This is a genomic window from Pseudomonas sp. ASL7 (assembly GCF_056680375.1).
Genome location: NZ_CM155279.1, coordinates 1,877,805 through 1,903,748 on the forward strand (window position 1 = coordinate 1,877,805; position 25,944 = coordinate 1,903,748).

At 59.7% G+C, this 25,944-nt stretch carries 14 protein-coding genes; 5 read left to right on the plus strand and 9 right to left on the minus strand.

From position 1 onward, the window contains the following. Positions 1–28: 28 nt before the first annotated feature. A complete protein-coding gene (locus AC1MDT_RS08570; protein ID WP_480421611.1) occupies positions 29–1,096 on the plus strand; it encodes an autotransporter domain-containing protein in 1,068 nt (355 codons plus the stop codon). A 123-nt stretch (positions 1,097–1,219) separates the two neighbouring features. On the opposite strand, the gene glgB is transcribed toward AC1MDT_RS08570, so the two are convergent. The 3 genes from glgB to AC1MDT_RS08585 all read right to left on the minus strand — a co-directional run bounded on the left by glgB (position 1,220) and on the right by AC1MDT_RS08585 (position 8,981). Further along, positions 1,220–3,451 (minus strand): 1,4-alpha-glucan branching protein GlgB, encoded by a 2,232-nt coding sequence (gene glgB, locus AC1MDT_RS08575; RefSeq protein WP_480421612.1) that lies wholly within the window; start codon positions 3,449–3,451, stop codon positions 1,220–1,222. A 2-nt stretch (positions 3,452–3,453) separates the two neighbouring features. Then, positions 3,454–6,795 (minus strand): maltose alpha-D-glucosyltransferase, encoded by a 3,342-nt coding sequence (gene treS, locus AC1MDT_RS08580; protein ID WP_480421613.1) that lies wholly within the window; start codon positions 6,793–6,795, stop codon positions 3,454–3,456. Between the two features lie 191 nt (positions 6,796–6,986). Continuing rightward, complete coding sequence (locus AC1MDT_RS08585; RefSeq protein WP_480421614.1) at positions 6,987–8,981, minus strand: alpha-1,4-glucan--maltose-1-phosphate maltosyltransferase; 1,995 nt, start codon at positions 8,979–8,981, stop codon at positions 6,987–6,989. A 197-nt stretch (positions 8,982–9,178) separates the two neighbouring features. On the opposite strand from AC1MDT_RS08585, the gene AC1MDT_RS08590 reads away from it, so the two are divergent. The 4 genes from AC1MDT_RS08590 to mapR all read left to right on the plus strand — a co-directional run bounded on the left by AC1MDT_RS08590 (position 9,179) and on the right by mapR (position 13,428). Continuing rightward, positions 9,179–9,346, plus strand: a complete 168-nt coding sequence (locus tag AC1MDT_RS08590) for a hypothetical protein (RefSeq protein WP_480421615.1) — start codon at positions 9,179–9,181, stop codon at positions 9,344–9,346. A 680-nt stretch (positions 9,347–10,026) separates the two neighbouring features. Continuing rightward, a complete protein-coding gene (locus AC1MDT_RS08595) occupies positions 10,027–10,260 on the plus strand; it encodes a DUF3203 family protein (RefSeq protein ID WP_480421616.1) in 234 nt (77 codons plus the stop codon). Between the two features lie 195 nt (positions 10,261–10,455). Continuing rightward, positions 10,456–11,886, plus strand: coding sequence for a cytochrome c oxidase accessory protein CcoG (gene ccoG / locus AC1MDT_RS08600; RefSeq protein WP_480421617.1), 1,431 nt, complete (start codon positions 10,456–10,458; stop codon positions 11,884–11,886). Positions 11,887–12,018: 132 nt separating this feature from the next. Beyond that, positions 12,019–13,428, plus strand: coding sequence for a GntR family transcriptional regulator MpaR (gene mapR / locus AC1MDT_RS08605; RefSeq protein WP_480421618.1), 1,410 nt, complete (start codon positions 12,019–12,021; stop codon positions 13,426–13,428). A gap of 149 nt (positions 13,429–13,577) precedes the next feature. Here mapR and AC1MDT_RS08610 read toward each other — a convergent pair whose 3' ends face one another. The 6 genes from AC1MDT_RS08610 to AC1MDT_RS08635 all read right to left on the minus strand — a co-directional run bounded on the left by AC1MDT_RS08610 (position 13,578) and on the right by AC1MDT_RS08635 (position 25,908). Beyond that, entirely contained in the window at positions 13,578–14,324 is a 747-nt protein-coding gene (locus tag AC1MDT_RS08610) for an SDR family oxidoreductase (RefSeq protein WP_480421619.1), read from the minus strand. Between the two features lie 139 nt (positions 14,325–14,463). After that, positions 14,464–16,605: a putative bifunctional diguanylate cyclase/phosphodiesterase gene (locus tag AC1MDT_RS08615; protein WP_480421620.1), complete on the minus strand. Its 2,142-nt coding sequence runs from the start codon at positions 16,603–16,605 to the stop codon at positions 14,464–14,466. A 303-nt stretch (positions 16,606–16,908) separates the two neighbouring features. After that, positions 16,909–18,390 carry an efflux transporter outer membrane subunit gene (locus tag AC1MDT_RS08620; protein ID WP_480421621.1) on the minus strand — a complete coding sequence of 494 codons (1,482 nt, stop codon included), beginning with the start codon at positions 18,388–18,390 and terminating at the stop codon, positions 16,909–16,911. Next, positions 18,387–21,494, minus strand: coding sequence for an efflux RND transporter permease subunit (locus AC1MDT_RS08625; protein WP_480421622.1), 3,108 nt, complete (start codon positions 21,492–21,494; stop codon positions 18,387–18,389). The genes AC1MDT_RS08620 and AC1MDT_RS08625 overlap by 4 nt, the downstream gene beginning before the upstream one ends. Continuing rightward, positions 21,491–24,595 carry an MdtB/MuxB family multidrug efflux RND transporter permease subunit gene (locus AC1MDT_RS08630; protein ID WP_480421623.1) on the minus strand — a complete coding sequence of 1,035 codons (3,105 nt, stop codon included), beginning with the start codon at positions 24,593–24,595 and terminating at the stop codon, positions 21,491–21,493. Before AC1MDT_RS08630 ends, AC1MDT_RS08625 begins: the two co-directional genes overlap by 4 nt. Next, positions 24,592–25,908 carry an MdtA/MuxA family multidrug efflux RND transporter periplasmic adaptor subunit gene (locus AC1MDT_RS08635; protein WP_480421624.1) on the minus strand — a complete coding sequence of 439 codons (1,317 nt, stop codon included), beginning with the start codon at positions 25,906–25,908 and terminating at the stop codon, positions 24,592–24,594. Before AC1MDT_RS08635 ends, AC1MDT_RS08630 begins: the two co-directional genes overlap by 4 nt. Positions 25,909–25,944 lie beyond the last annotated feature (36 nt).

Here is a 25,944-nt window from a genome sequence, read left to right on the forward strand (position 1 = left end):
TATGGAATAGATTGCAAGGTAGACCCCCATGAGAACTTCATTCACCCAACATGAGATCAAAGTCACTTTTTGCACAGTCTCGAGTTCACTCCTGTTGTGCTCATCGATGGAAGTGCAGGCCTCACCTCCCGAGGCAGATGTAACCCCCTGGTATCGCCAGGATGTCCCGACCCTCGCCTTGACCGCTCTCCCGACCACATATCCCGGCCGCTTCAGCGCCATGCCAGACTTGCGAAGTTCACACCTGACGACCGAGGATGCTGCGCCCTTGGCCTGGGACCAACTCTATGGGCAGGCTTCGCGGCAGGCACAAACCAATTACCAGAACCAAAGCGCTTCTCTCGCTGGCGGCGGCGAATTAAAAGGCCCGCCCATTCTGACGTTACAAGGCAGCAGCGGCCAAACCCAACGGGTCGGCCTGGTCAGCGGCACCACTCAGCTCCAGAGCAACAGCAATGGGGTACTGACCAGCCCCACCCTTGCCGATCCGAACAGTAACACCCTCAACCTTCAAGGCCAGAGCCTCGGCGCTTACTGGAGCCTGACCGGTTCCGAGGGCTGGCACATGGACTTGACGGCCAGTGGCGGCAGGGTCAACGGCTACAGCCTCAACAGCCAAGGCGCTCGGCAAGCCACCGAGGGCACCGCGATGATCCTCTCGGCGGAGGGCGGTATCCCGATTAGCCTGAGCGATCACTGGGTGATCGAACCCCAGGCGCAATTGATCAATCAGCGCGTCACCCTGGATGCCCCCTATGCAGGCTCGGGCAATGCGTCTTCGACTGACTTGATCTCCTGGACCAGTCGGATCGGTGCCCGATTGACAGGTAGTTACGATATTGACGGCATGCCCGTCGAACCTTATGTGCGGACCAACTTGTGGCACACGGCGCACACTGGCAGCACCATGTCCCTTGATCAGGTCGACAAGATCAGCAGCAGCCGCAATTCATCGACGGTCGAGATGGGATTGGGATTGGTGGCCAGAGTGACGCCGACAATGAGTGTGTTCGTCAGTGCCGATTACAGCAGCGATGTGAATGCCGGTGATTTGAACGGGTTCATCGGGAGCCTGGGCGTGCGGATGCGGTGGTGAGGACCTGACTTCGAGAACTGTGTTGTTTGGGCTGGCGCCTTCGCGAGCAGGCTCGCTCCCACAGGGATCACTGTAAACCTGTGGGAGCGAGCTTGCTCGCGATGGCAGCGACTCGGTCTTGGATCAGCCTTCAGGTCGCAACATCAACACCGCCAACGGCGGCAAATTCAGCACCAGTGACAGCGCCTGCCCATGGCTCGGCTCTTCTTCGGTAGACGCCCCGCCACTGTTACCGTAATTGGAGCCGGCATACATCGCCGCATCGCTGTTGACCACCTCCGTCCAGCGTCCGGCAAACGGCACGCCAATGCGGTAGGCCTGACGCGGTACCGGCGTAAAGTTGGCCACCACCAACACCGGCCGCCCCTCTTTGCTCCAGCGCAGGAAGGCGTAAACACTGTTGATCGCATCGTCACCAATCAACCACTGGAAGCCTTGAGGCACATCGTCCTGCTCATGCAGAGCAGGCTCCTGGCGATAGAGCTGATTCAGATCGCTGACCAGTTTCTGCACCCCCTGGTGTTCGGGGTACTGAAGCAGGTACCAGTCCAATTGCTGATCGTGATTCCACTCGCGCCACTGGCCAAACTCGCACCCCATGAACAACAGCTTCTTGCCCGGATGCGCCCACATGAAACTCAGGTAGGCCCGCAGGTTGGCGAATTTCTGCCAGCGGTCGCCAGGCATCTTGTCGATCAGCGAATGCTTGCCATGCACCACTTCATCGTGGGAAATCGGCAGGATGAACCGCTCGGACCAGGCATACACCAGGCCGAAACTCAGCTCATTGTGGTGGTGAGCGCGGTACACCGGGTCCTGCTGAATGTAGTGCAGCGAATCGTGCATCCAGCCCATGTTCCACTTGTAGTTAAAGCCCAGTCCGCCCTGTTGTGTGCCCTGACTGACACCCGGCCACGCCGTTGATTCTTCGGCAATCACCAGCGCGCCGGGGGCTTCGAGGTCGACCACATCATTGAGATGGCGCAGGAAGTCGATGGCTTCGAGGTTTTCCCGACCGCCATGGCGATTGGGCACCCATTCGCCCGCCTTGCGCGAATAGTCGCGATAGAGCATCGAGGCGACGGCGTCGACGCGCAGTCCATCGACGTGGAAATGTTTGAGCCAGTGCAACGCCGAGGCCAGCATGAAGCCATGCACTTCAGTCCGACCCAGGTTGTAGATCAGCGTGTCCCAGTCCTGGTGAAAACCTTCCATCGGGTTGCCGTATTCATACAGCGCGGTGCCGTCGAATTGCGCCAGGCCGTGAGTATCGGTCGGAAAATGCGCGGGCACCCAGTCGAGGATCACACCGATCTCGGCCTGGTGGCAGGCATCGACGAAGGCGGCGAAATCATCCGGCGACCCATAACGGGCACTCGGGGCGAATTGCGAGAGCAACTGATACCCCCAGGAACCGCCGAACGGGTGCTCCATGATCGGCATCAGCTCGATGTGGGTGAACCCCAATTCCTTCACATAGGGAATCAGTCTTTCGCCCAACTCATGCCAGGTGTACTGACGGGCGACCTCGCCCAGGTCATCCAGCTCACATTGCCAGGAGCCGGCATGCAGCTCATAGATCGACAGCGGCGCACTTGAATGCTGACGATCGCCACGCGATTGCATCCACGCCTGATCCTGCCAGTCGATCGTCAATGGCGAAGCGACTTTTGACGCCGTATCGGGCGGCAGAGAGGTGGCTAAGGCCATCGGGTCGGCCTTGAGCGGCAGAATGCCGTGAGCCCCGAGGATTTCGTACTTGTACGCCTCCCCCGCCCGCATCCGCGGAATGAACACTTCCCACACGCCGGTAGGATGACGCAACCGCATCGGGTGACGACGGCCGTCCCAGTTGTTGAAATCTCCGACCACCGACACCCTTTTGGCATTCGGTGCCCATACGGCAAACCGCACACCCTCCACGCCGTCGACCGTCATCAGTTGCGCACCAAGGCAAGCACTGAGGTCCCTGTGATTACCTTCGGCGAACAGGTACAAATCCATTTCGCCGAGCAACGGGCCAAAGCTGTAAGGGTCCTCGGAGAGTTGCTCGCCACCGGCCCAACGGGTTCGAAGCAGGTACGGTTGCGTCCGCTCGAAATGCCCGACGAACAAACCCGGCGTCTGGGTGGCCTCAAGGTGACCGAGTTCTTCCCCGGAGTCCCTGGCGACCACCTGCACGCTCAACGCGTCGGGCAGATAAGCCCGGATGAATTGACCGCCACCGCCATCGCCGTGGGGGCCGAGAATTGCAAAGGGGTCGTGATGTTCGGCGCGTACCAGCGCGTCGATGTCCCGCGATCTGGGCAGCAACGCCTCTTTAGCGTGCCCCTGTTCCTTGTTCGAGAAACTCATGACTACTCTCCACCAAGATCGGAAAAGGGTTTAAGCCCACTCAATAATCCAAACAAACCATGCAACGGCACAGGCAGCCACGTGGGGCGATTCTCAGCCTCATACGCCACCTCATACGCTGCCTTTTCCAGACCGAACAACGCCAGCGCGGCGTCATCACCTTCAGGATCTTGCCATGCATGAGCAAGACTAGCTGCCGCCAGCCGATAAGCGTCGATAAATGCTTGTCGCGCCTCACTTAAATAACGGTCAGCGACGCGCTGGCGAGCGGCCCGTGCATCGGCGGTGTTATCGACATTCTGCACGTTGATCGTCATTGCCGCCGCGTAATCGAAGGAACGCAACACCCCGCTCACGTCTTTATACGGGCTGTGCTTGCCTCTTCGCTCGTGCAACGGCCGTGCCGGCTCGCCTTCAAAGTCGATCAAGTAAGCATCGCCCTTGATCACCAGCACTTGCCCCAGGTGCAGATCGCCATGGACGCGAATGCGCAATCCACCGGCCGTTTTTTTGCCCAGCTCCTGCACATGACTGAGGATGGCTTTTTTGTTATCCATTAAACGAGTGACCAGCGCTTTGTCTGTCGGGTTCAGTTCGTTTTGATGCTGCTTGAGTAACTTCAGTGCATGTTCCAGTTGCGCAGCGACGGCCTTGGCCGAGGCCAGTGCGTCTTTTGGCGTGGTCACTTGGGGGGCGAAGTCCGGATTATCGGTGGGCGCTGCCAGCACTTGGTGCATTTCACCGAGGCGCTGGCCGAGCATGCTCGCAAAGTCCTTCATCTCGCCTAGCGCGTTGTAGTGCTGTTCCTGTTCCGACACGGCGTCAGCCAATTCATCGCGCAACGCCCGTTCGAGGTTGTTTTGCGTCCACTCCCAGGCGTCGCCCTGATTGCTCAAATAGCCTTGGGCGATCATCAACAGCGTCCCATCTCCCGCCGTGTCGTGGCGCACCACCGACCCCAGCAACGGCGAAATATTGCGGTAACCGGCATGGGTCAAATACGCGCTCATCTCCAGTTCCGGGTGGATGCCCGTGGCCAGTTTACGGATCAGTTTCAACACCAGGCTGTTGCCGATCACCACCGAACTGTTGGACTGTTCGGCGGACAGATAACGCACTTCGGACTCGCCCGTCAGGCCCAGTTTTGCCAGCTCTGCAGTCGGTTCGAAACGGATCTCGCCAGCACTTGATGGCAATACCGTGTCGGCCTGCATGCCTTGCAATACCGCCTGGATAAACGTTTCCAGGCTAAACGCATCGGTGATCAAACCGACCTGGCGCACGCGCCGAACCCGCGACAGCGCCAGTTGTTGTGGCAACGCCGCACCGACCTGATCTTCGGAAATAAAGCCAAACGGCAGCTGATAGCGGCTGGTCTGCCCGCCGCTGGTGACATCGATTTCACTGAGCAACACCGGGTGCAGTGGATCGCCGAAACGCACGCCGTAAGCGATGCTGACCTGCTCGATATCCGCGTCTTTTCCCGCGAACCAGCGGCGGTTCTGCAGCCAGCTCGGCAAGATACCCTGCTCGAGCATGCCCCGCGACGGCGCTTCGAGCAGCTCTTCCATGCGTTTTTTCAACACCAGCGTGGTGAAGTCCGGCAGGCTTTGCGCCGGTTCGACGTGCCAGCTTGGCATCTGGTTTTCAGCGGCCAGCACGAACCAATAGAAGCCGTAAGGCGCCAGCGTCAGCAGGAAATTCAACTGGCCGATGGGCGGGAAGGCATTACCGCCGAGCATTTCCACCGGCACCATGCCGACGAAAGCCGACAGATCCAGCTCCGCCGCCTGCGCGCTACGCGATACGTTAGCCACGCACAGGATGATTTCGTGCTTGCCGTCTGCCCCGGTGAATTCCCGGGTGTAGGCCAGAATCCGTCGATTGCTCGGCGACAGCATTTTCAGCGTGCCGCGCCCGAAGGCCTTGGACTGCTTGCGCACGGCGAGCATGCGTCGGTTCCAGTTCAACAACGAATGCGGGTCGCCGGCCTGGGTTTCAACGTTGACGGACAGGTAACCGTATTGCGGGTCCATGATCGGCGGCAGCACCAGGCTCGCCGGGTCGGCGCGGGAAAAGCCGCCGTTACGATCGATCGACCACTGCATCGGCGTACGCACGCCGTCGCGGTCGCCAAGGTAGATGTTGTCACCCATGCCGATTTCATCGCCGTAATACAGGGTCGGCGTGCCGGGCATCGACAGCAGCAGGCTGTTGAGCAGTTCCACACGGCGGCGGTCGCGCTCCATCAACGGTGCAAGGCGGCGGCGGATGCCCAGGTTGATCCGCGCACGACGGTCAGCCGCGTAATAATTCCACAGGTAATCACGCTCCTTGTCGGTGACCATTTCCAGGGTCAGCTCATCATGGTTGCGCAGAAAGATCGCCCACTGGCAATTGGCGGGGATTTCCGGGGTCTGCCGTAAAATATCGGTGATCGGGAAGCGATCTTCCTGGGCCAGCGCCATGTACATGCGCGGCATCAACGGGAAGTGGAACGCCATGTGGCACTCGTCGCCGTTCAAGCCCTTGGCATCGGTGTCACCGAAATACAACTGCGTGTCTTCCGGCCATTGATTGGCCTCCGCCAAGAGCATGCGGTCCGGGTAGTTGGCGTCGATTTCGGCACGAATCTGCTTGAGGACGTCGTGGGTCTCGGGGAGGTTCTCGTTGTTGGTGCCGTCGCGCTCGATCAAGTACGGAATCGCGTCCAGGCGCAGGCCGTCGATGCCCATGTCGAGCCAGTAGCGCATCACCGACAACACCGCTTTCATGACTTGCGGGTTATCGAAATTCAGGTCGGGCTGGTGGGAATAGAACCGGTGCCAAAAGTATTGGCCAGCCACCGGGTCCCAGGTCCAGTTGGACTTTTCAGTGTCGAGAAAGATGATGCGGGTGCCGTCGTACTTTTGATCGTCATCAGACCAGACATAGAAATCCCGCGCCGCCGAGCCTTTTTTGGCTTTGCGCGCACGCTGGAACCAGGCGTGTTGATCCGAGGTGTGGTTAATAACCAGTTCGGTAATCACCCGCAGGCCGCGTTTATGCGCCTCGGCGATGAAGCGCCTGGCGTCGGCCATGGTCCCGTAATCGGCGTGTACGCCACGGTATTCGGCGATGTCGTAACCATCATCGCGACGTGGCGACGGATAAAACGGCAACAGCCAGATGGTATTGACGCCCAGATCGGCAATGTAATCGAGTTTGGCGATAAGACCGGGAAAATCGCCGATCCCGTCATTGTTGGAGTCGAAAAAAGACTTAACGTGAACCTGGTAGATCACCGCATCCTTATACCAGAGAGGGTCCTTTATGAAGGCGGCTGCCTTGGGTTTCTTCGCCATTTGAAACTCCTGTTGAATTCGAAAAAGCCTCTGAGCCGATCACCTGCTTCAAACGCGATGATTACCCTGTAGGAGCGAGCTTGCTCGCGAAATTTTTCAACGATAACGCGCCAAGCCTGATACACCGAGGCGCTCTCAGGTTTATCGTCGGAACGCCGCCCGGAGCAAGCTCGCTCCTACGGGTCGTGCGTCTAGACAGTGATACGCCAAATCCCGAACGGCAGGTATGCCGGGTCAATCCGCATGAACTGGTACTTGCCGTGCCACGTCCAGCGGTGGCCGTTCATCAGGTCTTCGCCCTGGGTGCTGGCGTCATCAGGCAAGCCCATTTCCCACAGCGGCAATTCGAAATTCGCTTCCTGAACGTTATGCGGATCAAGACTGACCGCCACCAGAATGAAGTTGCTGCCGTCCGCGCTGCGTTTACCGAAATACAGAATGTTGTCGTTCCAGGCGTTATAGACCTTCAGGCCCAAATGCGTGTGCAGTGCCGGGTTCTGCCGGCGAATGCGATTGAGCTGAGCAATCTCGGCAATGATGTTGCCCGGCGCGTTGAAGTCCCGTGGACGGATTTCATACTTTTCCGAGTTGAGGTATTCCTCTTTGCCCGGCACCGGCGCGGCCTCACAAAGCTCAAAGCCTGAATACATGCCCCACAAACCGGAGCCCATGGTCGCGAGCGCCGCGCGGATCAAAAATCCCGCACGGCCGGACTCATGTAAAAACGCCGGGTTGATGTCCGGGGTATTGACGAAGAAGTTCGGGCGGAAGCATTCACGCCACGGTGACTCGTTGAGTTCGGTGAAATACGTCGCCAGTTCGTACTTGGTATTGCGCCAGGTGAAGTAGGTGTAGCTCTGGGAATAACCAACCTTACCCAACCGCGCCATCATCGCCGGCGTGGTGAAGGCTTCGGCGAGGAAAATCACGTCGGGGTACAGCGCTCGCACATCCGCGATCAACCACTGCCAGAATGGCAGCGGTTTGGTGTGAGGGTTATCGACGCGAAAGAGCTTCACGCCCTCTTCGACCCACCCCACCACAATATCGCGCAATTCGACCCAAAGACTGGGGATCGCTTCGACGGCGTAGAAATCGACGTTGACGATGTCCTGATACTTTTTCGGCGGGTTTTCGGCGTATTTGATCGTGCCGTCCGGCCGCCAGTTGAACCAGCCAGGATGCTGCTTGAGCCACGGGTGATCCTGAGAACACTGGATCGCGAAATCGAGGGCGATTTCCAGGCCATGGTCAGCCGCAGCCGCCACCAACTTGCGAAAATCTTCGCGGGTCCCCAGTTCCGAGTGAATCGCTTCATGCCCACCCTCTTCGCTGCCGATAGCGTAGGGGCTGCCCGGATCGTCCGGGCCGGCAGTCAGGGAGTTGTTCGGGCCTTTACGGTAGCTGCGACCAATCGGGTGGATCGGCGGGAAGTAAAGGACATCGAAGCCCATGTCCTGGATCATCGGCAGCCGCGAATGCACGTCGTTGAAAGTGCCATGGCGAGCCGCATCGTCAGTGATCGAGCGCGGAAACAATTCATACCAACTGGCGAACTGCGCCAGTTCCCGTTCGACCTCCAGTGGATACTCGGGGCTGAGACTCACGTAGGCACGATGATTAGCCTGGGCCATCAGCTCCGCGCTATGCGGGTGCAGAAACAGCGCGACCTGCTCGGTTTCGAGCAGCCCGGCCAGTTCAAGGTGCAACGCCGCCAGATCCTCGCTCAGCGAGCCATCCGTGCGCTCGGCCGCCTGTTGCACCAGGGTTCGCCCCTCCTGCAGTTCAAGGCTGACCGGTACCCGCGCCGCGTGCTTTTTTTCCAGCTCATAACAAAAACTGGCGAACTGATCGATCCACGCCTCAATGCAAAACACATAACGGCCCTGGCGCACCACACGGAACTGGCCTTGCCAGCCGTTATTGCCGAGGTCGCTCATCACTTCGCTGTGCCAGGTCTCATCGCCCTCGGCGCGCCAGCGGATGCGCACTGCCAATTTGTCGTGACCATCGGCAAACACCTTGCTGGTCACCACCACGTCCTGACCGACCACGGCCTTAACGGCAAACTGCCCGCCATCAAGGGTTGGCAGGGTGTTTTCAATCACGATACGCGGCAGCAGCAACGCCTGCGACAGCGGCATATGAGGGTTGTAATTCAGCTCTGTCGGTTTTTCAGCAGTCATCGAGCATCTCTCCTTTACGCCCAATGGACGCTCTTGTGTCTGATGTTCCGTGAAAAAACTCACTTAGGTTCGGAGCGGCAGGCGGAGGTAAAAGTTCACAGGGATTTGCCTGGAGCCACAGGGGAATCAATTCCTTCGCGCAGTGGTCAACCTACTTAAGCACGACTTACGCCATGTGCCACCCGGAGGCTTTAACAATGAGTATTCCGATCCCACCGGAAACACCGGATCCGAACATCGATCAACCCACCGTCCCGCCAACGGAGCCGCAACCCGTGCCGGAGCAAGACCCGCCGGGCACGACCGCGCCGCCGCGGGAGGAACCGCCAAGTGCAGTGCCGCCGGTGATTGTGAATCCGGAATGAAGACAGTTGATCGATCCCTAAAGCAGCAAAGGATGCAAAATCGGACGTTCCGAGTCTGAACTTCGGATGAGACGCCACGTGTCGCTGGCTGCGCTCCTTTGCTGCACATGGGAACGATCGAAATAAAAACTGAATGACTTTTCCTGAAAAGCTGTAGTCCCCATCCGATAGTGGCTTTTGCACCCCTTCCCTTACTTTACGCACATGCGTCGGATGCCCCTATATAGCCGCTCCCTCTCCAGCCGTGAGCGTAGTCAGCCATGACGACACTATTTTTCAGAGTCAACAGCTTCACAGAAAGTGCGAGCGCACAGAGAAATGCGCTCAACCGTGGACGACTGACTGACGGCTGGCCTCACTTTGAAAAACGTCAACTACGAACTCCTTTACTTCCATACGAAACGTAGCCTTTCAGAAAAATCCCCAAGAAGCTCAATCTTCAAGGAGCTGGAAATGTGTGATACCGACTTTAGCCAGCATGAGCTTTTAGACACCGGGACAAAGGAACACATTTTAGAGCTTGCTGAGTCACCCAACCCCCATACCACCAGCCGCTCATGATGCTGTCCTGTGAAAGGTGGATTGAGAATGGCCCGCGCCGACCATTAATCAGTTGCACAGAACGATGTCCGGCGGATGCGCCCTAACACTGTAGAACCCGCAGAAAAAAGGACCTCTCTATGACCGTGCGCATCGAAAACCAGGCCTGCTTCTTCATCACCGAGGACGGCGAAGAAATTCGTTTGTGTCCCGACGTGACCATCATCACCGACTCGGAAAAAGCCATGTCCGCGGTGGAAATCAACGGCCAGCGCTTTTACATTACCGAAGCAGAAGCCGACGCATTGACCGTAGCAGGCGCCGTTGACGGTCGTAAACATTTGAAGGCTAGCGACAGTGGTTCGGTGATTTGACGGATGCAGATCAGTAACACTCGCCGGTGCCTGATTTAGGCACCCGTGTCCTGCAATAGCGGGTGCATCAACTTGTCGCAGGCAGCGGATCAGCGCTCATCTGATCCGCTTTTTATTGCAATACCTGAGTCTGTTATGCAAACAGATCGCCGCTCATAGTGCTCTGGCCTGATGGAGGCTGATGAGCGAAAGACCATGAGCGATAGAATCCCCGTCCGAATAGTTGAAAGCGCCCCTTTAGTACAGAACTTTGAGCCTTCGCGTCCAAAAATGAAGGCCAAGTCCAGCGACAACCTGATCCACACCCGCAGTTTCACCGGACTGTTCCGTACCTTGCGCATGAGCGGCGCGGGGTTTCTGTTTTTGCTGTTCTTCGGCACGGTGTGGTTGAACTGGGGCGGTCGCCAGGCGGTGCTCTGGGACCTTAGCGAAAGCAAATTCCACATCTTCGGCGCGACCTTCTGGCCGCAGGATTTCATTCTGTTGTCGGCACTGCTGATCATTGCTGCGTTTGGCCTGTTTGCGATCACCGTGTTTGCCGGCAGAGTCTGGTGCGGTTACACCTGCCCGCAGAGTTCGTGGACCTGGATCTTCATGTGGTGCGAGAAAATCACCGAGGGCGAGCGCAACCAGCGTATCAAGCTGCAAGCCGCGCCCTGGGGCCTGAACAAATTGATGCGCCGCTCGGCCAAGCACACGCTGTGGCTGGCCATCAGCCTGCTGACCGGCCTGACCTTCGTCGGTTACTTCACGCCGATCAGGCCGCTGGCCGAAGAGCTGCTGACCTTGCAAATGGGCGGTGTCAGCCTGTTCTGGGTGCTGTTCTTCACCGGCGCGACTTACATCAATGCTGGCTGGCTGCGTGAAGCGGTGTGCATGCACATGTGTCCGTATGCACGGTTCCAGAGTGTGATGTTCGACAAAGACACCCTGACCATTTCCTACGACGTCGCCCGCGGCGAAAACCGTGGTCCGCGTAAACGTGAGGTTAAGCCCGCCGAAGCCGGCCTTGGCGATTGCATCGACTGCCAGCTCTGCGTGCAGGTCTGCCCGACCGGCATCGACATTCGCGACGGTTTGCAGATGGAGTGCATCGGGTGTGCGGCGTGCATCGATGCCTGTGATTCGATCATGGACAAAATGGGCTACGCCCGAGGGCTGATCAGCTATACCTCGGAGCATCAGTTGCAGGGAGGCAAGACTCGCCTGCTGCGCCCACGACTGATCGGCTACAGCGCCTTGCTGTTGCTGATGATCGGGGCGCTTGCATTGGCGTTGGTGGAACGGCCGATGGTGTCGCTGGATGTGAGCAAGGACCGGGGTCTGTTCCGCGAGAACAGTCAGGGACAGATCGAAAACATCTACAGCCTGAAGGTCATCAACAAAACCCAGCAACGTCAGGACTACCGGCTGAGCCTGGTGGATGGCGACGGCTTCCAGCTGCAAGGCAAGACTGAACTGAGCCTTGCACCCGGTGAAATTGTGGATGTGCCTGTGTCGGTGGCGATGACGGCGCAGCGGCCGAGCAGCAGCTCGCAGACGATCAGCTTCAAGATTGTCGACAGTGATGAGCCGGGTATTTATAGCGTGGCGAAAAGCCGGTTTGTGGCGCCGATGAATCGTTGATCCCTTAGACTGCGGTGCTGCCATTCGCGAGCAGGCTCGCTCCCACAAGAAACACGCGGCCCCTGTGGGAGCGAGCCTGCTCGCGAAAAAAGGCGACTCGATCTTCCAGAATGAAATCAATCCAGGCACTCGATGAAACGCTACGAAAAATTCGCCGACGACATCGCTGAACTGATCCGCTCCGGTGTCCTCGGCCCTGGCCAGCGCGTGCCTTCGGTTCGCTACGCCAGTCAGACCTACGGGGTCAGCCCCTCCACGGTGTTCCAGGCCTATTACCTGCTCGAGCGTCGCGGGTTGATCCGCGCCCGGCCGCGTTCCGGCTACTTCGTCAACGCGCATGCACCGAGCCCGTTTTCGGAGCCGGTGATCAGCAGCCAGGTCAACGAATCCACCGAAGTCGACGTCAGCGAACTGGTGTTCTCGGTGCTCGACTCCATCAAGGACCCGAACACCGTCCCCTTCGGCTCGGCGTTCCCCAGCCCGACCCTGTTTCCCTTGCAGCGGCTGTCGCGATCTTTGGCGAGCGCTTCCCGGGAGATGGACCCGCGCATGGTCGTCACCGACATGTCGCCGGGTAACCCGCAACTGCGTCGGCAAATCGCCCTGCGCTACATGGTCGGTGGCCTGATGCTGCCCATGGAAGAACTGCTGATCACCAATGGCGCCCTCGAAGCCCTGAATCTGTGCCTGCAAGCGGTGACCGAGCCTGGCGACCTGGTGGCCATCGAAGCCCCGGCGTTCTACGCCTGCCTGCAAATACTGGAACGGCTGAAACTCAAAGCCGTGGAAATTCCCGTGCACCCGCGTGATGGCATTGACCTTGGCGTACTCGCCCAGACGCTCGAACGCCACCCGATCAAGGCGTGCTGGTGCATGACCAGTTTCCAGAACCCCGTGGGCGCGACCATGTCCGAGTCGAAGAAACAGGAACTGGTGGCGCTGTTACGCAGCCATCAAGTGCCGCTGATCGAAGACGACGTCTACGCCGAACTCTATTACGGGCAACAAGCACCGAAACCGGCGAAAGCCTTCGACACCGAAGGGCTGGTGATGCATTGCGGTTCCTTCGCCAAAAGCCTCGCGCCCGGTTATCGCATCGGCTGGGTCGCTGCCGGTCGCTACGCGCAGAAAATTGAACGCCTGAAACTCATGACCTCGCTCTGCGCCTCGATACCGGCCCAAGCCGCCATTGCCGATTACTTGCAGCACGGCGGCTATGACCGGCATCTGCGTAAGTTGCGTTACGCACTGGAAGAACAGCAAAGCGCAATGCTCGCGGCCATCGCCCGTTACTTTCCGGCGCAGACGCGCGTGAGTCAGCCGGCTGGCGGTTATTTTTTGTGGCTGGAGTTGCCGCCACAGATGGATTCGTTGAAGTTGTTCCAGATGGCATTGGCGCAGGGGATCAGCATCGCGCCGGGGCCGATTTTTTCACCGACGCAGCGGTTCAGGAATTGTATTCGGTTGAACTATGGCAGCCCGTGGGATGAGGCGGCGGAAAAGGCGATGGAGACGTTGGGCAGGATTGTGCGGTCGTTCTGAGGGGGGCGCTGTCTGGTCTATCGCCATCGCGAGCAGGCTCGCTCCCACAGGGGTTTGGTGCCATACACAATTATTGTGTTCACATCCATCCACTGTGGGAGCGAGCCTGCTCGCGAAGAGGCCAGAACAAACAACCCAAATCTTGAGGACTAACGCCCACCACCCAGATCAACAAACGTGCCGGTCGCATAAGAAGCCTTGTCCGACAACAACCACACAATCGCTTCCGCCACTTCATCCGGCCGGCCACCCCGGGCCATTGGAATCGCCGACTCTAGCTTGCTGACCCGATCCGGATCACCGCTCAACGCATGGAAATCGGTGTAGATGTAACCCGGCCGTACGGCGTTGACGCGAATGCCTTCGCCGGCCACTTCCTTGGACAGGCCGATGGTAAAGGTGTCGAGCGCCCCTTTGGACGCGGCGTAGTCGACGTATTCGTTGGGCGCGCCCAGGCGTGCGGCGACCGACGACACATTGACGATGCTACCGCCCTGCCCGCCATGCCTGGGCGACATGCGCAGGATCGCGTGCTTGGCGCAGAGGATCGGCGCCAGAACGTTGGTTGTAAGGATTTTGAGGATGCGAAATTCGGACATTTCGTCGACACGGGACTTATGCCCCACAGTGCCGGCGTTGTTCACCAGTGCCGTGACCCGGCCAAGTTCGGTGTCCACGCGATGGAACAGACCGATCACTTCGTCTTCGATGCTGACATCGGCACGTACTGCAATGGCTTGGGCACCCAAGGCGCGGACTTGCTCCAGCACACGCTGCGCGGCCTGTTCATCGGCCTGATAGTTGATGCAGATCCGATAGCCTTGTTCGGCGGCCAACAGGGCTGTGGCAGCGCCGATGCCGCGGCTGCCCCCGGTAATGACGATGACTTTGTCCATGTGAGCGTTCCCCCGTTCCAAGCGTAAGCGGTCGGGGCAAAGAATAACCGCCATTGCCGTTTTTTGCATGGGCTTATCCCGTAGCAGCCGCCGTCAAATCAGACAGCGTGGTGTTTCAGGAGGATCTGGTTCTCCGGGTTTACGACGGCTGCGCCGCCGAACGCGGCCTCGCAGGCTCGGCAGCTGCTACGGGTAATTTTTCAGTCGTCACCAAGCGCTCTGCGCGATGAATATCCACCATGAACCGGTCGGCCGGCAGCGGGTGGCCGAGCAGGTAACCCTGCAACGAGTCACACCCGAGCTGGGTCAGGAAGTCCTGCTGAACGTCGGTTTCCACCCCTTCTGCGACAATTCGCAGGCCCAACGCCTGGCCGAGGGCGACGATCGCGGAAACGATGGCGGCGTCATCGCTGTCCCGTTCCAGATCGCGAACAAAACCCCGGTCGATTTTCAGCTCGTTGGCCGGTAAGCGCTTGAGGTACATCAAGCTCGAATAGCCGGTGCCAAAGTCATCGATGGAAAGGTCAACGCCCATTTCCGACAACTCCTGAAGCACCGTCATGCTCGCATCGGCATCGCTCATGGCGGTGGTTTCGGTGATTTCGAGCGTCAGGCTGTTGGCCGGCAAACGGTGGGTGGCCAGTGCCTTGGCGACGCTCTGGACCAAGCCGACGTGGCAGAACTGCAAGGCCGAGAGGTTGACCGCGATGCGCCAGTCGGTATACCCGAGAACATACCACTCGCGCATCTGACGGCAGGCTTCGTTCAGCACCCACTCGCCAATCGGAATGATCAGCCCGGTTTTCTCCGCAAGTTCGATGAACTTGTCTGGCAGCAACATGCCCTGGGTCGGATGCTCCCAGCGCAGTAGCGCCTCGGCACCCACCGGCCGGCCGTTGCTGGCGTCGAACTTGGGCTGGTAATAGAGGCTGAATTGCTGTTGATCGAGGGCCGCGCGCAAGTCTTGCAGCAATTGCAGTTGTTTGCGCGCGTTACTGTTCATCGAAGCGTCAAAGAAGCTGTAACCGTTTTTGCCGGCGCCCTTGGCGTGATACATCGCCGCATCGGCGTTCATCAGCAGTTCCTGGGCGGTTTGGCCATTGCCCGGATAAATCGCGATGCCCACGCTGGCGGAAATCTGCAACTCATGTTCGGCGACCTGGAACGAGCGCGCGATCAATCCGACCTGACGGGCCGCCAGACTCAATGCGTCGTTCTGTTCGCCGAGTTGCACCAGCAGCACAAACTCATCGCCGCCGATTCGCGCAAGGGTGTCCTGGCTACGCAAATCTTCACGCAGTCGCAGGCCGACTTCGCGCAACAATTGATCGCCCATGTGATGGCCGAAGGCATCGTTGACCGGCTTGAAACCGTCCAGATCGATGAACATCAAGGCAAAACAACCGCCCTGCTCCTGCACCCTCGACATCGCCTGATCAATGCGATCGGCCAGCAATACCCGATTCGGCAGGCCGGTCAGGGTGTCGTGCAAGGCCAGTTGGGTCAGCTCGCGATTAGCCTCGGTCAACGAGTCGGCAAGACTGGCAGTGCGGGCTTCCAGACGCGCATCAAGAATCGAGGTCAACAAGGCAATGCTCAGCACCGCCAGGGTGGTGATCAGCACCAGGCTGTCCAGGCCCTTGCCGTTCAGGCCGCCGATGGCCGCCCCACAGAAACTGCCATCCGGGAAGCGGGCCGCCGCCATGGCGGTGTAGTGCATACCGACAATGGCGAAACCCATGACCACCGCCGCGCCGCCGCGGATCAGGCCGACATAAGGCGTGTGCTGTCGCAGCCGGAAGGCGATCCATAACGCCGCGCCCGAGGCGACGACCGCGATCAACAGCGACGTACCGAACAGCGTCGGATCGTAATCAATGCCCGGCTGCATGCGCATGGCCGCCATGCCGGTGTAGTGCATGGCACTGATCCCGGCGCCCATGGTCAGCGCGCCGAACGCCAGTTGCCAGGCAGGCAGCCGCGGCTGACTGACCAGCCACAGGGCAAAGCCGCAGGAAAGAATCGCGATCAGCAGCGACAGCACCGTGATGCTGAGGTCGTAGCCAAGATCGATGGGCAGTTTGAACGCGAGCATGCCAATGAAATGCATCGACCACACGCCGACCCCCATTGCAAACGCACCGCCCGCCGTCCACAGATGAACCGCCCGCCCCTTGGCCGTGGCAATGCGGCCGGTCAGGTCGAGCGCGGTATAGGAGGCAAGAATCGCTACAAAGAGCGAGATGACAACCAGCGTGGAGGAATAGCTACCGATGAGCATTGGAATTCTCGCAAGCACCCACCTTACGGCGTCCAATCCAGGCGGGCAAATGCGGCGATTGTACTGATTGCGCAAAAGAACGCACTGACAAAATTAGCAAAAGGCCATCAACCTGATGAAACGCTTGTTTGACCCCTTGATTGCCTGTAGCAACTGCCGAGCCTGCGAGGCTGCGTTCGGCTGCGTAGCAGTCGTAAATCCTACACACACGGTCTTCCTGAAACACCGCGCCGCCTGAATTCACGACAGCTACGCTGCCGAACGCAGGCTCGGCAGCTGCTACAAGGTTTTGAGGTGCGATGGCTATTCGTTTTCGCTCATCTGCAACGCCCCATCCCAACCACCACCCAATGCCGCAATCAATTGCACGCTGGCAATCAGGCGACTTTGCAGCAGGTCCAGCATGTTGCGTTCGTTGCTCAACGCCGTAGCCTGAACCACCACCACATCGAGATAAGCGATCAGCCCGGCCTTGTACTGGTTCTGGGTCAAACGCAAGGATTCACGTGCCGCATCCAGTGCCTGCTGGCGCACTTCGGATTCGTTTTCCAGCACCTTGAGCTGGACCAGAAAGTTCTCCACTTCACGGAAACCGTCGAGCACGGTCTGGCGGTACTTGGCCACGGTTTGATCGTAAGCCGCTACGCTGCTGTCGACTTGCGCCGAAATCTGGCCGCCGTCGAACAGGGTCATGGCCAATTGCGGCCCGACCGACCAGAAGCGATTGGGCAGGCTAAACCAGTTCGCATACGTGCTACTGCTATAGCCACCGTTCAGACTCAGCGTCAGATCCGGGTAGTAGGCGGCCTTGGCCACGCCAATATTGGCGTTGGCTGCCATCACCGAGCGCTCGGCAGAAGCAATGTCCGGGCGGCGTTCCAGCAGCTGCGAAGGTACGTTCAGCGGAATCTGCGGTAACGCCGGGATGTCCCTGATTTCGGCCAGGCTGAACTCGGCCGGAGGCAGTCCGATCAGAACGGCGATGGCGTTCTCGAATTGGGCACGCTGCCAGATCAGGTCGACCAGGTCCGCTTGAGTGCCTTTGAGCTGAGCCTGGGCCTGAGCCACAGCGTTTTTACCGGAGACACCGGCGCGGTACTGGTTCTCGGTCATTGTCAGTGAGCGCTGATAGGCCTCGACCGTCGCTTCCAGCAGACGCTTCTGTTCATCGATGACCCGCAGTTGCAGGTAGTTCTGCACCAGTTGCGATTGCTGGCTCAGACGCATCGCCGCCAGGTCGGCAAAACTTGCCTCGGCGTTGGCGGTGTCGGCTTCGAGTCCACGGCGCAATTTACCCCAGACATCGGCCTCCCAACTGACGCCGGCCTGCGCGGTGTAAGTGTCACGAATGCCGCTGGAAGAACTGGTCAGGCTTGAGTTGCTGCTACCGGTGCCCTGGCTGGAGCGATTTTTCCCGACCGTCAGGTCCACGGTCGGGAAAAATGCACCACGGGCGCTGCGTACCAAGGCTTGGGCCTGGCGGTATTGCGCTTCGGACTGGGCGACCGTCTGGTTGGCGCTGTTGAGTTTCTCGATCAGGCCATTGAGCTGCTGATCGCCGTAAAGCTCCCACCAGGCACCTCGTGCCAGGGAATCGCTCGGGCTGGCCTGACGCCAACCTGCCGCTTCCTTGTATTGCGCCGGCGCGGCGGTTTGCGGCCGATGATAGTCCGGGCCAACCGCGCAAGCGCTGAGCATCGCCACGCACAGCGCCAGGCTCAGCAAACGCGAACCCCGACCCGCGATCAACGGGGTGGCCAGATTGATAAGCGAACGGTCAGTCATAGCGGAGTTTCCAGAGCAGCATCGGTTCGCACCCCACGCCATTTATTGAAGCGATGGCGCAGTTTGTCGAGATAGAGGTAAACCACCGGGGTGGTGTAAAGGGTCAGCGCCTGGCTGAAGATCAGCCCGCCAATAATGGTCAGGCCCAACGGTTGACGCATTTCCGCGCCTTCGGCACGGCTAAGCAGCAACGGCACCGCGCCGAGGATCGCCGCCAGGGTGGTCATCAGAATCGGTCGCAGACGCTGCAAGCAAGCACTGCGAATCGACTCCAGCGGTGCCAGGCCTTGATGGCGTTCGAGTTGCAGCGCGAGGTCGATCATCAGGATCGCGTTCTTCTTCACCACGCCGATCAGCAAAAACAGCCCCAGCAGTGAGATCAGACTGAACTCACCACCCAACGCGTAAATCGACAACAATGCGCCGACACCGGCCGACGGCAAGGTGGACAGAATCGTCAGCGGGTGAATGTAGCTTTCATACAGCACACCCAACACCAGATACACCGCCACCAGCGCACCGAGAATCATCCACGGCTGGCTCTTTTGAGTCGCGGCGAAGGCATCGGCGGTGCCGGCCATTTTCACGATTACGTCTTCCGGCATGCCGAGCCGGGCTATCGCCCGCTCAATGGCGGCCGTGCCCTGCTCCACGGTCACGCCTTCGGCCATGTCGAAGGAAATGCTCTCGGAGGCGAACTGGCCTTCGTGACTGACGCGATCATCTTCCAGGCTGTTTTCGTAATGGGCGATGGTCGACAGCGGAATCCGTGCACCAGCAGCCGTGATCACCTGAACCTGTTTAAGCGTGATCGGGTCCTGGGCGTATTTCGGGTCGACCTCCATGACCACCTGATACTGGTTAAGGCTGTCGTAAATCGTCGAAATCTGCCGCTGGCTGTACGCGTTGTTCAACACGGCGGTGACCATGCTCATGTCGACGCCCAGGCGTTTGGCCTGATCCCGATCGACGATCAGGGTCACCTGTTGCGCGCCGCGTCCCTCGCGGGCATCGATCGCGGTCAGCTCCGGCAAGGCCCTGAGCGCGGTCACGACCTTCGGGTACCACTGGCGCAGCTCGCCAAGGTCAGCGCTTTGCAGGATGTAGGAATACTGCGACGTGGTCTGCTCGCGACCGCCACCGAACTGCAGATCCTGATCCGCCATCAACATCAGTTGTGCACCGGCCACCTTGGGCATTTCCTTGCGCAGCCGCTCGATGACTTTCTGCGCGGACAGGTTGCGTTCCTTGATCGGCTTCAGACGCACCAGCATGAAGGCGTTGTTAGTGCCGTTGGTGCCACCGATGAAGCCGGCCACACTTTCCACTGCTTCGTCCTTGAGCACGGCACGGCGGAAAGTCTCCATTTTCGGCTGCATCACGTTGAACGACAGGCCATCGTCGCCACGCACGAAACCGATCAGCTGGCCGGTATCCTGCTGAGGAAGAAATGTTTTAGGAACAACCACATACAGAAGAATGTTAATGCCAATTGTCACAAGCAGACTTAGCAACGTCAGGCGACGGTGGCGCAGCACCCAGTCAAGGCTGGTGGCGTATTTGCCCACCAGCCATTCGTTGGCCCGCTGACTCGCCCGTTGCAGGCGATTTTCCTGACCGGGCGTATGCGGCTTGAGCCAGCGGGCGCAGAGCATCGGGGTCAATGTCAGCGAGACCAGCAGCGACACCACGATGGACGCCGCCAGCGTGATGGAGAACTCACGGAACAGGCTTTCGATGATCCCGCCCATAAACAGGATCGACAAGAACACCGCCACCAGCGAGACGTTCATCGACAGCAGCGTGAAACCGACCTCCTGAGCCCCGAGGTACGCGGCCTTCATCGGCGGCACGCCTTTGTCGATGTGCCGCGAAATGTTCTCCAGCACCACAATGGCGTCGTCCACCACCAACCCGGTGGCCAGAATCAGCGCCATCAGCGACAGGTTGTTCAGCGAGAACCCGTAGAGGTACATCACCGCAAAGGTGCCGACCAGCGACACCGGTACCGCGAGGGTAGGAATCAGCGACGCACGCAAGTTACCGAGAAACAGGAACACCACCAGAATCACCAGCGCCACCGCAATCAGCAGGGTCATTTCCGCCTCGTGCAGCGTAGCCTTGATCACGGGTGAGCGGTCCATTGCAAGATTCAGTTTGACGCTGGCCGGCAGCACGGCTTGCAACGCCGGCAATTGGGCCTTGATCTCGTTGACCGTCTCGATGATGTTGGCACCGGCTTGACGGTTGATCACCAGCAACACCGCCGCGTCATCGTTGAAGAAGCCGCTGTTGTAGCGGTCCTCGACGCCGTCACTGACCTTGGCCACATCCTTCAACCGCAGCGCCGCGCCATTGTTGTAGTGAATGATCAGCGACTCGTAATCCTTGGCTTTCTCCAATTGATCGTTGGCCTGAACCTGCCACAAGCGCTGGTCGTCTTCGACCGACCCCTTGGGCCGACGCACGTTGGCATTGGCGATGGTGTTGCGCACATCGTCCAGCGCCACGCCGTACTGGCTGAGCGCCTGGGGTTCGAGTTCGATACGCACCGCCGGCAAGGAGCTGCCGCCAATTTGCACTTCACCGACGCCCTGCACCTGGGACAGGCTCTGGGACAGAATCGTCGAGGCCAAATCGTAGAGCTGGCCCTTTTCCAGCACATCGGACGTCAGCGACAGCACCATGATCGGTGCCTGGGACGGGTTGACCTTCTTGTAGGTCGGCATGCTGCGCATCCCGCTCGGCAGCAGGTTGCGCGAGGCGTTGATCGCCGCTTGTACTTCTCGCGCCGCGCCGTTGATATCGCGGTCGAGGTCGAATTGCAAAATCACCCGGGTCGAGCCCTGGCTGGACCGGCTGCTCATGGTGTTGACCCCGGCGATGGCGCCGAAGGAACGCTCGAGCGGTGTGGCCACGGTCGAGGCCATCACCTCTGGGCTGGCGCCGGGAAGACTGGCCTGAACCACGATCACCGGGAAGTCCATTTGCGGCAGCGGCGACACCGGCAACAGGCCAAAGCTAACGCCGCCCAGCAGCATGATCGCCAGGCTCAGCAGCATGGTCGCGACCGGGCGCTTGATGAAAGGTCCCGAGAGGTTCATGGCTGCTCTACCGCTTCCATGGACTCAGACTTGCGGCCCCAGCGCCGGCCGAGGCGGTCGAAATACAGATAGATCACAGGTGTGGTGAACAGCGTCAGCACCTGACTGACCAACAAACCACCGACCATCACCAAACCCAGCGGCTGGCGCAGTTCTGCGCCGGAACCGGTGGCCAGCATCAACGGCATCGCACCGAACAATGCCGCCAGCGTGGTCATCAGGATCGGCCGGAAACGCAGCAGCGCCGCCTGATAGATCGCCGTCTCCGGGTCTATGCCCTGATTGCGCTCGGCGTCGAGGGCGAAGTCGATCATCATGATCGCGTTCTTCTTCACGATGCCGATCAACAAGATAATGCCGATGATTGCGATCATTCCCAGGTCATTGCCGCTCAACAGCAACGCCAGCAAGGCGCCTACCGCCGCCGAGGGCAAGGTCGAGAGAATGGTGATCGGGTGGATGTAGCTCTCGTAAAGCACGCCCAGCACGATGTACATGGTCACCACCGCCGCCAGAATCAGCAGCAAGGTGCTCGACAGCGACGCCTGGAACGCTTCGGCCGCCCCCTGGAACTGGGTCTGCACGCCAATCGGCATGCCGATGTCTTTCTGCACCTGATCGATGACCTGCACCGCCTGCCCCAAGGCCACGCCGTGGGCAAGATTGAAGGACATCATCACGGCCGGGAACTGGCCAATGTGCGTAATCGCCAATTGCGCCTGACGCTCCTCGACGTGCGCCAGGCTCGACAGGCGAACCTGCCCGCCATCGGTAGTCTTGACGTGGATCTGGTTCAGCGCACTGGGGCCGATTTTCTCGCCGGACTGCGATTGCAGGACCACGCGGTACTGGCTGGCCTGGGTGTAGATGGTGGAAATCTGCCGCTGACCGAAGGCGTCGTACAGCGCGTCGGTGATATTCGATACCGACACGCCGACCCGCGACGCCGCATCGCGGTCTATCACCAGATAGACCTGCAGCCCCTTGTCCTGCAAGTCGCTGGCGACGTCGGTCAGCTCAGGCCGCTGGGCCAATGCCGCCACCAAGCGACCGCTCCACAGGCTCAACAATTCCGAGTCCGGTGATGACATGCTGAACTGGTACTGCGTGCGGCTGACCCGATCTTCGATAGTCAGGTCCTGCACCGGCTGCATGAACAGGCGGATGCCGAGCAATTTGTCGAGTTCCGGTTGCAGGCGGGCAATCACTTCGGTCGCGCTCAAGTTGCGGTCGCTGTGGGATTTGAGGTTGATCAGCAAGCGACCACTGTTGAGCGTCGCGTTGTCGCCGTCGACGCCGATGTAGGACGACAGGCTTTCGACCGCCGGGTCGGCGAGGATTACCTTGGCCAGTGCTTGCTGACGCTCGCTCATCGCCGTAAAGGAAATCGACTGCGGCGCTTCGGAAATACCTTGAATCACGCCGGTGTCCTGCACAGGAAAAAAGCCCTTGGGCACGACTGTGTAAAGGAACACGGTCAGGGCCAACGTGCCCACGGCCACCAGCAGAGTCAGCGGTTGATGCTTGAGAACCCACTTTAACTTGCGCCCGTAAGCCGCGATCATCCAATCAATTGCGGCACCACTTGCGCGGTAAAAACGCCCCTGTTGCTCTTCCTTGGGCTCTCGCTTGAGCAAACGCGCGCACATCATCGGCGTCAGGGTCAGGGACACCACCAGGGAAATCAGGATCGCGACCGCCAGGGTAATGGCGAACTCGCGGAACAAGCGCCCTACTACGTCGGCCATGAACAGCAGCGGGATCAGTACCGCAATCAGCGACAGCGTCAGGGAGATCAGGGTAAAACCAATCTGCTTGGCGCCCTTGAGCGCCGCGTTCAAGGGGCTGTCACCCTCTTCGATAAATCGCGATATGTTTTCCAGCATGACGATTGCATCGTCCACCACGAAACCGGTGGCGATGGTCAGGGCCATCAGGGTCAGGTTGTTGACCGAGAAACCCGCGAGGTACATCACGCCAAAGGTGCCGATCAACGACAACGGCACGGCGACCGACGGGATGATCGTGGCGCTGGCCCGCCGCAGGAACAGGAACGTGACCATCACCACCAGTGCGATGGCGATGAGCAATTCGTGTTGCACGTCTTTGACCGAGGCACGAATGGTCTGGGTCCGGTCGGTAAGGACTGTGACATCGAGGCCGGCCGGCAGGTTGTCGGTAATGCTCGGCAGCAACGCCTTGATCCGGTCGACCACCTCGATGACGTTGGCGCCGGGCTGACGCTGGATGTTCAGCAGCACCGCCTGGTTTTCGTTGGCCCAGGCCGCCAGACGTTCGTTCTCGGCACCGTCGACGATCTCTGCCACGTCCTTGAGCCGCAATGGCGCGCCCTTGGCGTAGGCGAGGATCAGGTTGGCGTAGTCCTTGGGCGAGGTCAGCTGGTCGTTGGCATCCAGCATCGAGACCCGGGTCGGGCCATCAAAGTTGCCTTTGGGCTGGTTGACGTTGGACGCACCAATCAAGGTGCGCACATCCGACAGGTTCAGGCCGTTGGCCGCGAGGGCTTCGGGGTTGACCTTGATTCGCACGGCCTGACGCTGCCCGCCCGCGATGCTGACCATCCCGACGCCGCTGATCTGGGCGATTTTTTGCGCCATGCGGGTGTCGACCAAATCGTTGAGTTTGGGCAGCAGCATGGTCTTGGACGTGATGGCAAGGGTCAGCACCGGGGTGTCCGCCGGGTTGACCTTGTTGTACACCGGCGGCGCCGGCAGGTCCTTGGGCAACAAATTGGTCGCGGCGTTGATCGCGGCTTGCACCTGCTGCTCGGCGACGTCCATGTTGATGTCGAGGCTGAAACGCAGGGTCAGCACGGACGCGCCGCCAGAACTGGTCGAGGCCATTTGAGTCAGGCCGGGCATCTGCCCGAACTGCCGCTCAAGGGGTGCGGTCACGGCGCTGGTCATGACATCCGGGCTGGCACCGGGATAGAGCGTCATGACGCGGATGGTCGGGTAGTCGACCTGAGGCAACGCCGACACTGGCAGCAGGCGATAAGCGATGAGGCCGGCCAGCACAATGGCCAGCATACTCAGGGTGGTGGCAACCGGACGAAGGATGAACAGCCGCGAGATGTTCATGCGCCGCCCTTTTTCGCCTTGTCGGTGGTCGCCGGCTCAGTCGCGCCGGCCGCCGATTTACCCTGCAGGTGGCCGGTCGGGGTGGTCGGTACGTCCTGAGTGTCGTTCACTACTTCCACGTCGCTGCCTTCTTTCAGGCGGTCAGTGCCTTCCAGGACCACCCGGTCACCGGGAGCCAGGCCTTCAATAATCACCGTGTTATTGCCGTCACTGGCGCCGACTTTCAACTGACGGATCGTGACCTTCTTGTCACCGTCCAGCGCATAGACAAACGTGCCGTTGGTGCCGAACTGGATCGCGGCCGAGGGCGCGAGCACAACGTTCTTGAGGGTATCGGCCAGCAGGTGGACGTTGACGAACTGATTAGGGAACAACGACTGATCGCGGTTTTCGTAACGCGCTTTGAATTTCAGCGTGCCCGTGGTGACGTCGATCTGGTTATCCAGGCTCTGCAATACGCCGCTCGCTTCTAATTTCGTATCGCCGCGATCCCAGGCTTCGACGGGCAGTTTTGCACCGGAGTGATAACGGGCCAGCACGGTTTCCAGGCTGTTTTCCGGCAAGGTAAACGCCACACTGATCGGCTGGGTCTGGGTGATGATCGCCAGCGCGGTCGTGTCGTTGGCCGCCACCAGGTTGCCGACGTCCAGCTGACGCAGGCCCACACGCCCGGAAATCGGTGCGCGGATCTGAGTGAATTCCAGATTGAGCTTGGCGTCGTTTACCGCTGCCTGATTGGTCTTGACCGTGCCCTGATACTGGCCCACCAGTGCTTCGGCGGTGTCCAGGGTCTGCTTGGCGATACTGTCTTCGCGATACAGGCCGCGATAACGCTCGACATCGAGCTGGGCGTTTTTCAATTGCGCCTGATTCTGCAACAAAGTGCCTTCGGCTTGAAGCAAGGCGTTTTGGTAAGGGCGCGGGTCGATTTCAGCCAACAAGTCGCCCGCCTTGACCATTTGCCCCTCTTCGAAGGCGATCTTCATCAATTCGCCGCCAACACGGCTGCGCACATTGATGGTATTCAGCGCCGTGACGGTGCCCAGCGCCTTGTAGTACAGCGCAAAGTCACCTTTGACCGCCGGTGCCACACGCACCGGGACCGGCCCGGTCGCCCCGCCGAACCCCGGACGCATTGACCCCGACCTGCCGGTATGTCCGGCGACGGCCTTTTGCCCTGCACCCGCTTTATGGCTGCTGCCGGCGGGCCAGAGTTTCCAGCACAGACCCGCGATGACCAACAGGACAAGCAGGCCAAACAGCCAGCGACGGGGATTGCGGGAAGCGGAGGATTGCATTGAATGATCAACCATTGGGCGCGTGGGCTTCTTTTACATGAGGCTGAACGA